This is a genomic window from Sphingorhabdus wooponensis (assembly GCF_003933235.1).
In the GTDB taxonomy this organism is placed as follows: domain Bacteria; phylum Pseudomonadota; class Alphaproteobacteria; order Sphingomonadales; family Sphingomonadaceae; genus Sphingorhabdus_B; species Sphingorhabdus_B wooponensis.
The window spans coordinates 80,450-92,462 of sequence record NZ_RWJI01000002.1; the positions used below are offsets into that span (position 1 = coordinate 80,450).

The window sequence follows — 12,013 nt, forward strand, 5'->3', positions numbered from 1 at the left end:
CAATCCTCTCTAACTAAATTGGGTCAAAAATCGAGCACCAGCACAAGCTGGCGGATGGGCTGCGCGCAAACGCAGCCCTCACCCAATCTTACTTCTTAACCGCTGCTGGCGCTGGCTTGCTTGGTGCTGCCGCAGGAACGGCAGGCTTAACGCGGCCACCCGAAGAGATATAGCCGAGCACATCGTTCGAGAAAGTTGCCAGGCTACGCGCGATGGTCTTGTTACGGGCCTGAAGCCAGTTGTAGGCAAGAACCGCAGGAACAGCAACGAACAGACCAATAGCAGTCATGATAAGTGCCTCACCAACTGGACCAGCAATCTTACCGATGTCGGCTTGTCCCGCGATACCGATCTTGATCAGTGCCGAGTAGATACCGATAACAGTACCAAGCAGACCGACGAATGGAGCAGTTGCACCAACGGTTGCAAGGAACGGCAAACCGCCCGCAAGCTTGTTGTTGATCGAGTCTTCCGAACGAGCCATCGCGCCGTGCAGCCAATCATGTGCTTCGATTGGGTCAGTCAAAAGGCTATGCTGCTTTTGTGCAGCGATACCGTCGTCTACAACTTGACGATAGGCACTGTTCTTGTCGAGCTTTGCAGCACCTTCTTCAAGTGTTGCGGCGCGCCAAAACTGCGCACGAACTTCTTTATACTGGTTCATAACCTTCTGCTGCTCGAAAAGCTTGGTGAACATGATGTAAAACGAGAAGATCGACATGATAACCATGACGATGAAGATCGACCATGAAATTGGACCACCTTCGTTCAGTGCAGGGATAAGACCGAATTGTGCGGCCACATCTGGATTTGCGGCTCCAGCCGCAGTCAGAAACAAAATCGACATTTTAACTACCTCTCAAAAAATAGAACTATCTAGCAAAAAAGACCCGGCGCGAAGGCTACCCCTTTGCCGGGCCGTTAAATTATTTCGGTATCTGCCACCTTACGCGGTTGGAGTAAGAACCTTGTACCTTTTCACCGTTACGAACGGCAGGTTCAAAACGTGCGCGCCGCTTTACGTTGTTGCAGGTCGCAGCGTCCAAATCGTCATGACCGCTTGACTGCGTAACAACGCATTCAATGACGCGGCCATCAACACCAATCGTAACACGAAAACCGGTGGTCCCTTCACGCTCTTGCTGCAACGCACGCGACGGATAGTCATTCGTATTAGCCCAATTGCCTGGGTTGCCGCGTGGCCTCGCTTCAGCAGTTGGCCCCGCTGGTGGCGGTGGTGGCGCCGGTGGAGCTGCCGTAGGCACAATCGGTGCAGAGGGCGGCGGCGTAGCAACGGTACGAATCGTTGGCGGCGGCGTAACCGTCTGAACCAAAGGCGGAGGTGAGACAACCGGCGGCTCGATCTGCTTTTCGGGCTCGGGCGGCGGCTCTTCTTCTTCGGGTGGCTCTTCTTCCTTCACGTCTACTACGGTCATCTTTTCCTTGATGGTCGTGACCGCGTCATACGCAAGACCCGTAACCAAGGCATAACCGAGGAAAGCGTGAAGTAGGATAACAATGATGACAGAAACCAAACGGTTTGTGCTCATCCCATCTTGATCAGCATATGCCATGCGGAAAAAACTCTCCTACCTTCAAAACAAAACAGTACATCATACAGACATGTTTTAATACATCCCTGATGTACCCCTGCGATATCGAATTCTGTCTTTTTTTTTGCTCGATTCACCGACGCATTAGCCAACCCTTTCGGGCCAAGCAATCCGGATTCTGCGATTAAGGCGCAATTCATGGATGGGTAGGCAATAACCAACTATATGATAGAGGGTCAAATCACGTCCACCAGCGCGCAATGAAAAGGATAATGCATGCGATTCGTTCATGGAAAAACAGCTTTATGCTTGATTTTACTGGGACTCAGTACATCATCATTGTCGCAAGCGCCACTTGACCTGCCACCATCCTTTGTCGTCGCAGCCGATAATGCAAGCTATGCAGATATTGCCGATTTGGTGGTAATATCGCCTCTTATTGTCGATGTGACCATCAGAAATGTCCGAAAATTATCGGCTGAACAAGCGGCAGGTGTCCCGGCCTCGGTCGAACGCGTGCTAGTTGAGGCCGATGTCATGGCCTTGATTCGTGGCGAAGGAGGCGTCACGCCACGCATCCGTTTCCTGCTAGATGTACCCAAAAATGGTAAAGGAAAAATTCCCAAGCTTCAAAAACAACGCATCTATCTGTTTGGCCGACAGGTGACCGGTCGCCCCGGCGAGGTCCAACTGACGCGGCCAAATGCGCTCGCATCATTTAGCACCGCTAACGATGCAATCGTCCGCGCCATCGTAAAAGAAGCTGTCCAAGTGAATGCGGCGCCACATATTGCTGGCGTGAGCAGCGCCTTTCACAGCGCCGGGACCGTTTTGGGGGAAGGTGAAACCCAGATTTTCTTGAAAACAAACAATGATCAGCCGCTGTCGCTTACAATCTTGAGCCGCCCAGGTCAGCAAAAGCAATGGGCCGTTTCAACAGCCGAGGTCATTGACGCATCAGCAACCGCGCCGCAGCGTTTTACCTTATTATGGTACCGCCTCGCATGCGGCCTTCCACGTGCGCTGCCTTCTGATCGCGTTGAAGGCGTGTTGAATGCAGATATCGCCCGCGCGAAGGCCGATTATAAATTTGTAATCGACTCCCTCGGGCCCTGCGGACGAAAACGGTAAAGCCTTTGGACTACAAAGGCCCGAACCTTAACGTCTGCAGTTAACGCGATGCGCCTGGCACCCACAATATATCGCCGCCCCGTGTTGCGTTAATTAAGCGACACAAAGTGAAGAGATAGTCCGAAAGACGGTTGAGGTAATGCAGCGCCTGCGGATTGATCGCCACTTCAAGCGATGCCGCCACAAGCGCACGCTCGGCGCGACGCGAAATTACGCGTGCCATATGCATCTGAACGGCTGGCAAGCTGCCGCCGGGCAGAATGAAGCTGGTCAGCGGCGGAAGTTGGGCATTGGCGGCATCAATCGCCGCCTCAAGCCATTCAACCTGAGGCGCAATGATCCGCAGCTCCATAGGAGAAGGTTCAAAACTTTCCCCCGGCGTTGCGATATCTGCACCTAAATCGAAAAGATCGTTTTGAATTCGACGCAGGTCATTGACCAACGGCGTGTCGCCTTCGTCTGCGGCAAGCGACTGGATCGCAACACCCAGAGCGCAATTGGCTTCATCGACTTCGCCAATCGCCTGCAACCGTGCCGCCGTTTTCGACACGCGTGATCCATCGACGAGGCCAGTTGTGCCATCATCGCCGGTCCGCGTGTAAATTTTATTAAGCTTAACCATGATCGCTTTGCTTATTGCGACCCGGCAATGACCACCAAAACAGCAAGCAAGACAATCGTGATTGCCTGCCACTTCACGCGCGCAAACATCATCTTGTTCTGCACAGTGAGCGATTTGGGCAAGCCCGCTTCGTCCACATCGGCCGGCCGTAAATTGGCAAAAGCATGCAATCCGCGGATTAACGCGAAGGCCACCGCACCAGCGGCGCCAATAATGAGGAGAACCAACAATATAGTCATCGGGAGAAGTCCTTGTTCAGGGCCAATACCCCGTTCGCCTTATTTAAGCATCAGATAAGGAAATTCCAAGCGGAAGCATTCGGTGACGCAAATTATCCATAAGTTCCGCTGAACTTTCACCCGCCAAACGGCGGGCAGACAAAGCTGGTGACGATTTGCTCTTAGCCAATTTTTCGTCCGTGCTGTCCAACAAGAGCGGGTGATGCCAGTAGACTGGCTCCGGCAAGTCGAGCAAATTCTGCAGCAGCCGATGAATGGCGGTATAGGCAAATAGGTCCTTGCCGCGCACGACATGGGTTATACCATCTGTGGCATCGTCAACGGTCGCTGCGAGATGATAAGATGCCGGCGCATCTTTGCGCCATAAGACAACATCGCCAAAGGCCATAGGGTCTGCAAATTGCTGCCCCGCCGCCAAATCAGTCCACATAAGTGGGCCAACCAAGTCGGCGGCCTTCTTAGTGTCGAGGCGCCAACTATATGGGCCATCTCCTGCAAAAGGCAGCTCCCGGCAGGTGCCCGGATAATGCGGACCGTCGGGGCCATGGGGCACAGGCTTATGTTTTAAAGCTTCGGATATGTCGCCTCTGGTGCAACCGCAGCGATATAAAAAGCCAGCGGAAACCAGCCGGTCACGCGCGGCCACATAGCGGGCGGTATGCTGCGATTGGAACTGCACTTTACCGTCATGTGCAAGACCAAGCCACTGCATATCAGCAAGGATCGCTTGGATATGCTCGGGTCGACTGCGCGTCCCGTCAATATCCTCAATGCGAAGGTGAAACTGACCACCAAAAGCGCGCGCAAATTCATGGGCACATAGCGCTGAAAAGGCGTGCCCCAAATGTAACTGCCCGTTGGGACTCGGGGCAAATCTGGTGACAACCGGACCCTTCGGATTCACCATCGGGTCCAGGCAGGAATAAATGAAGTCCAATGCCGTCAAAAAATTATCCCCAATTATACCACATTCGGTAGCTTTAGACTATTGACGCCACAATATGTGCAAATAGGTTGGCGACTGTCAGATTGCTGTAACGCTCATAGGCTTAAAGCGTGTATGACAAAAGGGGAGTAGGTTCGACTTATGTTGCATACCGGAACTTTCGAAGCGGCGGGCCGAGCAAGGCACCCGGAAAATTGCCCTGCGCTCGTGCTGAACGCGGATTACACGCCATTAAGCTATTACCCGCTGAGCCTTTGGCCTTGGCAAACAGCCATTAAGGCTGTTTTCCTCGATAAAGTCGACATTGTCTCCAACTATGATCGGCATGTGCATAGTCCAAATTTGGATATGAAAATTCCGTCGGTCATTGCGCTGCGCCAATATGTGAAGCCGTCGGAATATCCCGCCTTCACCCGTTTCAACCTGTTCCTGCGCGACAAGTTTGAATGCCAATATTGCGGGGCCGGCGACAATTTAACCTTTGACCATATTGTCCCCCGTCGCTTGGGCGGCGTTACAAGTTGGGAAAATGTCACCACGGCTTGCCTGCACTGCAACCTTAAAAAGGGTGGCCGCACACCAAAGCAGGCACAAATGCAGCTCAACATGGCTGCGATCCGGCCGACAAGCTGGCAATTGCAAGACCGGGGCCGCGCATTTCCACCGAACCATCTGCATGAAACATGGCACGACTGGTTATATTGGGACATCGAGCTGGAGGGCTAAGCCCTTATTTCGGCACCTTCAAAGCGGGCACGGCCCTCGCTGCATCCTCCGGTGTAATGCCGGGCGGCGGCGCGGCGGCAATGCGTTCTTCGCCACGCATGACACGGCCCGCGCGCTTGATCGCGCCACGCAGCCGTGGATAAATGCCGCAACGGCAAAGGTTGGTGATCGCGGCGTCAATTTCAGCATCGGTGGGATTGCTATTTTTCTTCAGCAATACAGACGCCGCTATAATGACGCCGGAAATGCAAAAGCCACATTGTGGAACATTGCCGGCCACAAACGCTTGTTGCAACGGATGGCTCCGGTCACGGCTCAGGCCCTCAATCGTTGTGACAAAGCGTCCTTCCGCCTCTGCTATAGTTACAAGGCAGGATCGGATAGCTTCACCGTCAATTTCAACCATGCAGGCACCGCAATCGCCAATGCCGCAGCCATATTTGGTGCCCGTCAGGTTCGATGCATCACGCAGCGCCCACAATAAGGGCGTTTGCGGATCCATTTTATACTGAATTGGGCGGTCGTTGACGGTGAATTTGGTCATAGTACCTTCAACATTGGACTAATCAGGTGTAAGTCCCTGGAACAAGGTCAGCGTGACGGATGCCTGCTGGTCGCAGAGCATTTTTTGCGTCATGCCGAACCTGTTTCAGCACCTTATCTTCCAGAACCATTTTGCGACGAGAAAAAGGGTTAATCCCGCCAACTCTTGTCAACTTGGTCTACCTTGCGCACCATCGCGTCAAATTCTACCCGGCCCGATCCGCCGGGGGGCGATGCCATGTACAAATCGCGTTGGTGCACAGCGATCACCTCTGGTGACACCGTGATTGGCTTACCCATTTGCAGCGTTGCCATCTGATGCTCGCACGCGCGCTGGAGCGCCCAATATCTGATAAAGGCATCAGGAAGTGTTTTGCCCATGACGACGGGGCCATGGTTGCGCAGCATCAAAATCCGCTTGTCGCCGAGATGTTCGACCAACCGAACCCCCTCTTCCTCGCGCACGGTGACGCCTTCAAAGTCATGATAGGCCAACTGCCCCATGAAGTTGCACGCATAGAAGTTCACAGGTTGCAAGCCGCCCTCAAGGCTGCACACCGCCACAGTGGCCGTAGTATGCGTGTGAATAATCGCATGTGCGTCGGGCAATGTGCGATGGAACAGGCTATGCTGGACAAAGCCAGCTTTGTTCACATGCCACGGGTTGTCGACGTCGATCTTGTTACCATCAATATCGATTTTGATCAGGCTGGATGCAGTAATTTCACCAAAATGCATGCCATAAGGGTTAATCAAAAACGCGCCGTCCTCATCAGGCACCTTGACCGTAATGTGGTTGAACACAAGCTCATCCCAACCAAACATCGCAAAAATCCGGTAACAGGCCGCAAGCTCTTGCCGTGCGGTCCATTCCGCTTCGCTATACTTGCTGTCCGATTTCAATTGGGTGGCCATATCCGCTCTCCTGCTCTTCAGTTGCATTGCATTATGAAGCGAACAAAGCGTGAGGGCAAGCATTAGGCGATACGACGAAGGCCTAACATTTCCCCTAAGCTACGGCGTCCAACAGCAACCAAGCCCACAAAAAGCGCCATTTCCGCTTGATATTTGGAGGCGACATAGGTAGGGGCCACATCAACACGCCGCCTGTGAATGCGGCGATTTTCGTTTTTAGCCTTTCAAAGTGGCCGTTTTAAGCCATTTTGCCGATTCGATGCGGAGTTGAGTTTTTTATGCAAATCATGGTTCGCGATAATAATGTTGATCAGGCTCTACGCGCGCTGAAGAAGAAGCTGCAGCGTGAGGGTGTGTATCGCGAAATGAAGCTTCGTCGTCATTTTGAAAAGCCATCGGAAAAGCGCGCACGTGAAAAGGCCGCAGCTGTCCGTCGCGCGCGCAAGATGGAGCGTAAGCAGCAGGAACGTGACGGCGCGAAATAAGCGTCCACACACTGCAACAAGGAAAGCGCCTCTAACCGGCGCTTTTTTTGTGTCTAGAATCCGCGCCGCTTTCTGCTAGTCAGCGCGCAACACAGACCATAGGAATTTTGTATGTCCGTCACTGCCGTTCCCATTCAGCCACTTAAAAAAGGTTCGCTCACAAAATATTGGGCGGCGATTGCATTGGTCCTCGCTGCAGGTGGCGGCCTCGCTTATTGGGGCACTAGCGACGTGCGGCAGGAATTTGGCGATGTTGTGACCACTCCATCGGGCCTGCGCTACAAGATTATAGAGGCCGGCGAAGGTCCTAATCCTACAGACAATGACGTGGTCCTTGTAAGCTATAAGGGCATGTTGAAGGATGGCACCATTTTTGACCAAAACCCGCAAGCTGGCTTTCCTGTCACTGGCGTAGTTCCTGGCTTTTCCGAAGGCCTGAAGATTATGCAGCGTGGTGGCAAATATCGCCTCTGGATTCCGGCCGCGCTTGGCTATGGCCCAGAAGATCAGCGTAACCCGCAAACAGGCGAAGTTGTAATTCCCGGCGGCAGCGAACTTACCTTCGATGTCGAGCTGCTCGAATTCAAGTCACGCGCCGAAATCGAGGCGATGCAAAAGCAGATGCAGGAAATGCAGCAGCAACAGCAGGGCAGTGCTGGCGACGCGGCAGAGGGTCTACCACCTGAAATTCAGGCGCAAATTGACGCCCAAATGCGCGGTCAGTAATTGCAGGGGGCTTAAACCCCCTACAACAAACCTTCATCCTTAATGCGCTTTTGCCAATAAGCGGGCGCTAATTGGTGGACATTGTTACCGTCGCTATCGACCGCAACGGTTACGGGAAAGTCCTGCACTTCAAACTCGTAAATGGCTTCCATACCCAAATCTGCAAAGCCGACGACCGTGCTGCCCTTGATGGCGCGAGCGACGAGATAGGCAGCGCCACCAACGGCCATAAGATAGGCGCTCTTATGCTTGGCGATAGCTTGTGTGGCCGCCGGCCCGCGCTCGGACTTGCCAACGCACGCGAGCAGACCTTGCTCCAGCATCATGTCCATGAACTTGTCCATACGCGTGGCGGTGGTCGGACCTGCGGGTCCGACAATCTCTTCGCCAACCGGATCGACGGGGCCAACATAATAGATCATGCGCCCCTTGAAACTGACTGGCAGTTCTTCCCCCTTCGCCAACATATCGGCAATGCGCTTATGAGCGGCGTCGCGGCCAGTCAGCATCTTGCCATTGAGCAAAAGACGATCCCCTTGCTTCCAACCAGCCACAATGTCCGGCGTCAGCGTATCGAGATCGACGCGAATGGCCGCAGCATCGGGCTTCCAATCGACCTTGGGCCATTCGTCCAATTTTGGTGGCTCAAGAAACGCCGGGCCAGCACCATCCAATGTGAAATGGGCGTGGCGTGTGGCCGCGCAATTAGGAATCATGGCCACAGGCTTACCTGCCGCATGGCATGGCGCGTCCATGATTTTCACATCCAAGATAGTGGAGAGGCCGCCGAGCCCCTGCGCACCGATGCCAAGGGCATTTACCTTGTCAAAAATTTCGATGCGCATGGCTTCGATATCGTTCTGCGGCCCGCGCGCTTTCAATGGTCCCATGTCGATGGGCTCCATCAACGCTTGTTTGGCCAGCAACACGCAATGTTCGGCTGTGCCGCCAATGCCGATGCCCAACATGCCGGGCGGGCACCAACCTGCGCCCATTTGGGGCAGCATCTCTACGACCCAATCGACGATATTGTCCGACGGGTTCATCATCTTGAATTTCGACTTATTCTCGCTGCCGCCACCCTTAGCGGCAACGTCGACGGACACTTTGGAGCCGGGGACAAGATCGACATGTAGCACACAGGGCGTATTGTCCTTGGTATTGCGCCGCGTGAAGGCTGGGTCGGCGAGTACAGACGCGCGCAGCTTGTTGTCCGGATGCAAATAGGCGCGGCGGACGCCTTCATCGATGACGTCCTGCAAGGATACGGACGTGTCTTCCAAACGGCAATCCATGCCCCATTTGACGAAGACGTTGACTATGCCTGTATCCTGGCAAATCGGGCGATGCCCCTCTGCGCACATACGGCTATTGGTTAGGATCTGCGCGATAGCATCCTTGGCGGCAGGCGATTGTTCCGCCGCATAAGCGTCGCCCAAGGCCCGGATATAATCCATCGGGTGAAAATAGCTGATATATTGCAACGCGTCGGCCACGCTTTCGATCAAGTCGGCATTGCGGATGATTACAGTCATATCGGCCCCTACGCTATAAGTATGCCATGCCCCTTAACGCGCTGGAGCGCCTATTCAAGCATCATGTGTTGTGGCGCCGAGAAGATATGGAGCGCGTAACGGCTGTCTCGAATGGCGTCGACAGGACCATATTTACGCCAGCCACTGGCCTAGCAAGCGCGAGCAAGACGCAAAATAAGTGCCGCCTATCGATATGTTCATTTTGGCATAAAAAAATATGCATTGCGCCATTTTACATCTTGCGCGCTGAATTTCACTTAGCAGGTCCGCGCGTCGCTCGCTGTTGGTACCTATCAAGGTGCGACGAATGGAATCACATGAGCGACGAATTGAGATCAAGATTATGTATTTACCCCCTTGCGTCTAAAAATGAATAAGGCACTATAGGTAGCGGTTGGCCACAGGGGGCATTACCACAATTTGTGCTTGAAGCTTCAGTAGACGAATATGTCGGCGGAGGCTTTTTTCCCGTCGATAAGTTGGGGACAAGTTGAAGTACTCCCCCTGACAAGGCCAAAAAATGCTACCAGGGAGTTTCGCGCCCTGAGTCGAACAATATGGGAACATTCGTTCCCGCCAAGATACAGCTGGTCGCTGGATGTCGGAAAACCGACAGACAGTTTCGGGTCGCCGCAATGAATGGAGCTACAGGTTAAAATGGATTTCAGGGATACGGGCCAAGGGGCCGACGACATGACCGCAGGAATGATGACAGATATGCTTGAAAAGGTAGCTGAAGCGGCAAAGGCAGAGATTGCTGACGCCAAAGCACCTGCGTCGAGTAAGTCTGTCGACGTGCGTCGTTTCAATGTCGTGACCGATCCTGCACGCGATGCCCTGTTGACCGAATTCGGCAAGGACACGTTGCAAGACCGTTATCTGCTACCGGATGAAAGCTATCAGGATCTGTTTGCCCGCGTTGCGTCGGCTTATGCCGATGATGAAGCGCATGCGCAGCGTCTGTATGATTATATTTCCCGCCTGTGGTTCATGCCAGCAACGCCTGTATTGTCGAACGGTGGCACGGGTCGTGGCTTGCCCATCAGTTGCTATTTGAACAGCGTTGATGACAGCCTTGAAGGCATCGTCAACACTTGGAACGAAAATGTCTGGCTCGCGTCACGCGGCGGCGGCATTGGTACATATTGGGGCAATGTTCGTGGCATTGGCGAACCTGTTGGCCTCAACGGTAAGACCAGCGGCATTATTCCGTTTGTCCGCGTTATGGACAGCCTGACACTTGCGATTTCGCAAGGGTCACTGCGTCGTGGCTCTGCGGCCTGCTATCTGGACGTTAGCCACCCTGAAATTGAAGAGTTCCTCGAAATCCGCAAACCATCGGGCGACTTCAACCGTAAGGCGTTGAACCTGCACCATGGTGTGTTGCTGTCCGACGAATTTATGGAAGCCGTGCGCGCCGGCGAAGAATTCAACCTGCGCAGCCCCAAAACAGGCGAAGTGCGTAGCACGGTCGATGCGCGGTCCTTGTTCCAGAAACTGGTGGAAACCCGCCTTGCAACAGGCGAGCCTTATATCATCTTCAGCGACACCGTGAACAATGCGATGCCAAAGCATCACCGTGATCTGGGTCTGAAGGTTTCCACATCGAACCTCTGTTCGGAAATCACCTTGCCAACGGGCCGTGACCATTTGGGTAATGACCGCACGGCCGTATGCTGTCTGTCGTCCTTGAACCTGGAAAAATGGGACGAATGGAACGGCGACAAGGTCTTCATCGAAGACGTGATGCGCATGCTCGACAATGTGCTGCAGGACTTCATTGATCGCGCGCCACCCGAAATGTCGCGGGCGAAATATTCGGCGAGCCGTGAACGTTCCATCGGCCTTGGCGTCATGGGCTATCACAGCTTCCTACAATCCCGCGGCGTCGGCTTTGAAAGCGCGCTTGCCAAATCTTGGAACATGAAGTTCTTCAAACATGTTCGCGCGCAAGTAGATGAAGCATCGATGATGCTCGCCAACGAACGTGGCGCTTGCCCTGATGCTGAAGAAATGGGCGTGATGGAGCGTTTCTCCTGCAAGATGGCGATTGCGCCAACGGCGTCGATTTCGATCATCTGTGGCGGCACCAGCGCCTGTATTGAGCCCATTCCGGCCAATATCTACACGCACAAAACCTTGTCGGGCAGCTTCATCGTCAAGAACCCTTATTTGGAAAAGCTGCTTCAGGAAAAGGCGAAGGATTCGACCAATGTCTGGAACAGCATCCTTGAAAAGGGCGGTTCGGTTCAGCATCTAGACTTCCTCACGCCAGAGGAGAAGGACACGTTCAAGACCAGCTTCGAAATCGACCAGCGTTGGTTGATCGAACTGGCCGCGGACCGCACGCCGTATATCGACCAAGCAACGTCGCTGAACCTCTATATCCCTGCTGATGTGGAAAAATGGGACCTTCTCATGCTCCACTTCCGCGCATGGGAATTGGGCGTGAAGTCGCTTTATTATCTGCGTTCGAAGTCCATCCAGCGTGCCGGTTTTGCCGGCGGGGTTGAGGCGGATAACACCGCAGAAGCGCCGGTTATCGAGCTTGCCGCCCAAACCGATTATGAAGAATGCTTAGCCTGCCAATAA

General features: G+C 53.7%; 13 protein-coding genes. 5 read left to right on the top strand and 8 right to left on the bottom strand.

The window, feature by feature from the left end:
• Positions 1 to 88: 88 nt before the first annotated feature.
• The gene (locus tag D7D48_RS08585; RefSeq protein WP_125231019.1) at positions 89 to 847 is read right to left on the bottom strand and encodes a MotA/TolQ/ExbB proton channel family protein; all 759 of its coding nucleotides are present in this window, start codon (positions 845 to 847) and stop codon (positions 89 to 91) included.
• A 79-nt stretch (positions 848 to 926) separates the two neighbouring features.
• The gene (locus tag D7D48_RS08590) at positions 927 to 1,574 is read right to left on the bottom strand and encodes an energy transducer TonB (protein WP_125231020.1); all 648 of its coding nucleotides are present in this window, start codon (positions 1,572 to 1,574) and stop codon (positions 927 to 929) included.
• A 255-nt stretch (positions 1,575 to 1,829) separates the two neighbouring features.
• Here D7D48_RS08590 and D7D48_RS08595 point away from each other — a divergent pair, with 255 nt between their 5' ends.
• Complete coding sequence (locus tag D7D48_RS08595; protein WP_245964411.1) at positions 1,830 to 2,684, top strand: hypothetical protein; 855 nt, start codon at positions 1,830 to 1,832, stop codon at positions 2,682 to 2,684.
• A 40-nt stretch (positions 2,685 to 2,724) separates the two neighbouring features.
• Here D7D48_RS08595 and D7D48_RS08600 read toward each other — a convergent pair whose 3' ends face one another.
• The 3 genes from D7D48_RS08600 to gluQRS are packed head-to-tail and all read right to left on the bottom strand — an operon-like array spanning position 2,725 to position 4,452.
• Entirely contained in the window at positions 2,725 to 3,306 is a 582-nt protein-coding gene (locus D7D48_RS08600; protein WP_125231021.1) for a cob(I)yrinic acid a,c-diamide adenosyltransferase, read from the bottom strand.
• Positions 3,307 to 3,317: 11 nt separating this feature from the next.
• Positions 3,318 to 3,545, bottom strand: coding sequence for an HIG1 domain-containing protein (locus tag D7D48_RS08605; protein ID WP_125231022.1), 228 nt, complete (start codon positions 3,543 to 3,545; stop codon positions 3,318 to 3,320).
• Between the two features lie 43 nt (positions 3,546 to 3,588).
• The gene (gene gluQRS / locus D7D48_RS08610) at positions 3,589 to 4,452 is read right to left on the bottom strand and encodes a tRNA glutamyl-Q(34) synthetase GluQRS (RefSeq protein ID WP_125231023.1); all 864 of its coding nucleotides are present in this window, start codon (positions 4,450 to 4,452) and stop codon (positions 3,589 to 3,591) included.
• Between the two features lie 180 nt (positions 4,453 to 4,632).
• Here gluQRS and D7D48_RS08615 point away from each other — a divergent pair, with 180 nt between their 5' ends.
• On the top strand, positions 4,633 to 5,217 hold the full coding sequence (locus D7D48_RS08615) for an HNH endonuclease (protein ID WP_125231024.1): 585 nt from the start codon (positions 4,633 to 4,635) through the stop codon (positions 5,215 to 5,217).
• Positions 5,218 to 5,221: 4 nt separating this feature from the next.
• Here D7D48_RS08615 and D7D48_RS08620 read toward each other — a convergent pair whose 3' ends face one another.
• Both D7D48_RS08620 and D7D48_RS08625 read right to left on the bottom strand, forming a co-directional pair.
• The gene (locus D7D48_RS08620) at positions 5,222 to 5,761 is read right to left on the bottom strand and encodes a (2Fe-2S)-binding protein (RefSeq protein ID WP_125231025.1); all 540 of its coding nucleotides are present in this window, start codon (positions 5,759 to 5,761) and stop codon (positions 5,222 to 5,224) included.
• Positions 5,762 to 5,910: 149 nt separating this feature from the next.
• Complete coding sequence (locus D7D48_RS08625) at positions 5,911 to 6,675, bottom strand: class II aldolase/adducin family protein (protein WP_125231026.1); 765 nt, start codon at positions 6,673 to 6,675, stop codon at positions 5,911 to 5,913.
• A gap of 278 nt (positions 6,676 to 6,953) precedes the next feature.
• Between D7D48_RS08625 and rpsU the strand changes: the two genes are divergently transcribed.
• Both rpsU and D7D48_RS08635 read left to right on the top strand, forming a co-directional pair.
• Positions 6,954 to 7,160: a 30S ribosomal protein S21 gene (gene rpsU, locus D7D48_RS08630; RefSeq protein ID WP_125231027.1), complete on the top strand. Its 207-nt coding sequence runs from the start codon at positions 6,954 to 6,956 to the stop codon at positions 7,158 to 7,160.
• 111 nt (positions 7,161 to 7,271) lie between these two features.
• A complete protein-coding gene (locus tag D7D48_RS08635; protein ID WP_125231028.1) occupies positions 7,272 to 7,886 on the top strand; it encodes an FKBP-type peptidyl-prolyl cis-trans isomerase in 615 nt (204 codons plus the stop codon).
• Between the two features lie 20 nt (positions 7,887 to 7,906).
• Here the strand turns inward: D7D48_RS08635 and D7D48_RS08640 are convergent, their stop codons facing one another.
• The gene (locus tag D7D48_RS08640) at positions 7,907 to 9,421 is read right to left on the bottom strand and encodes a fumarate hydratase (protein ID WP_125231029.1); all 1,515 of its coding nucleotides are present in this window, start codon (positions 9,419 to 9,421) and stop codon (positions 7,907 to 7,909) included.
• A 717-nt stretch (positions 9,422 to 10,138) separates the two neighbouring features.
• On the opposite strand from D7D48_RS08640, the gene D7D48_RS08645 reads away from it, so the two are divergent.
• A complete protein-coding gene (locus D7D48_RS08645) occupies positions 10,139 to 12,013 on the top strand; it encodes a ribonucleoside-diphosphate reductase subunit alpha (protein ID WP_425452566.1) in 1,875 nt (624 codons plus the stop codon).

Coding starts and splice junctions, on each gene's coding strand:
- D7D48_RS08640 (WP_125231029.1), bottom strand. CDS start 9,421: ATGACTGTAATCATCCGCAATGCCGACTTGATCGAAAGCGTGGCCGAC.
- D7D48_RS08620 (WP_125231025.1), bottom strand. CDS start 5,761: ATGACCAAATTCACCGTCAACGACCGCCCAATTCAGTATAAAATGGAT.
- D7D48_RS08645 (WP_425452566.1), top strand. CDS start 10,139: ATGCTTGAAAAGGTAGCTGAAGCGGCAAAGGCAGAGATTGCTGACGCC.
- D7D48_RS08585 (WP_125231019.1), bottom strand. CDS start 847: ATGTCGATTTTGTTTCTGACTGCGGCTGGAGCCGCAAATCCAGATGTG.
- D7D48_RS08600 (WP_125231021.1), bottom strand. CDS start 3,306: ATGGTTAAGCTTAATAAAATTTACACGCGGACCGGCGATGATGGCACA.
- D7D48_RS08635 (WP_125231028.1), top strand. CDS start 7,272: ATGTCCGTCACTGCCGTTCCCATTCAGCCACTTAAAAAAGGTTCGCTC.
- D7D48_RS08590 (WP_125231020.1), bottom strand. CDS start 1,574: ATGGCATATGCTGATCAAGATGGGATGAGCACAAACCGTTTGGTTTCT.
- D7D48_RS08595 (WP_245964411.1), top strand. CDS start 1,830: ATGCGATTCGTTCATGGAAAAACAGCTTTATGCTTGATTTTACTGGGA.
- gluQRS (WP_125231023.1), bottom strand. CDS start 4,452: ATGGTGAATCCGAAGGGTCCGGTTGTCACCAGATTTGCCCCGAGTCCC.
- D7D48_RS08625 (WP_125231026.1), bottom strand. CDS start 6,675: ATGGCCACCCAATTGAAATCGGACAGCAAGTATAGCGAAGCGGAATGG.
- D7D48_RS08615 (WP_125231024.1), top strand. CDS start 4,633: ATGTTGCATACCGGAACTTTCGAAGCGGCGGGCCGAGCAAGGCACCCG.
- rpsU (WP_125231027.1), top strand. CDS start 6,954: ATGCAAATCATGGTTCGCGATAATAATGTTGATCAGGCTCTACGCGCG.
- D7D48_RS08605 (WP_125231022.1), bottom strand. CDS start 3,545: ATGACTATATTGTTGGTTCTCCTCATTATTGGCGCCGCTGGTGCGGTG.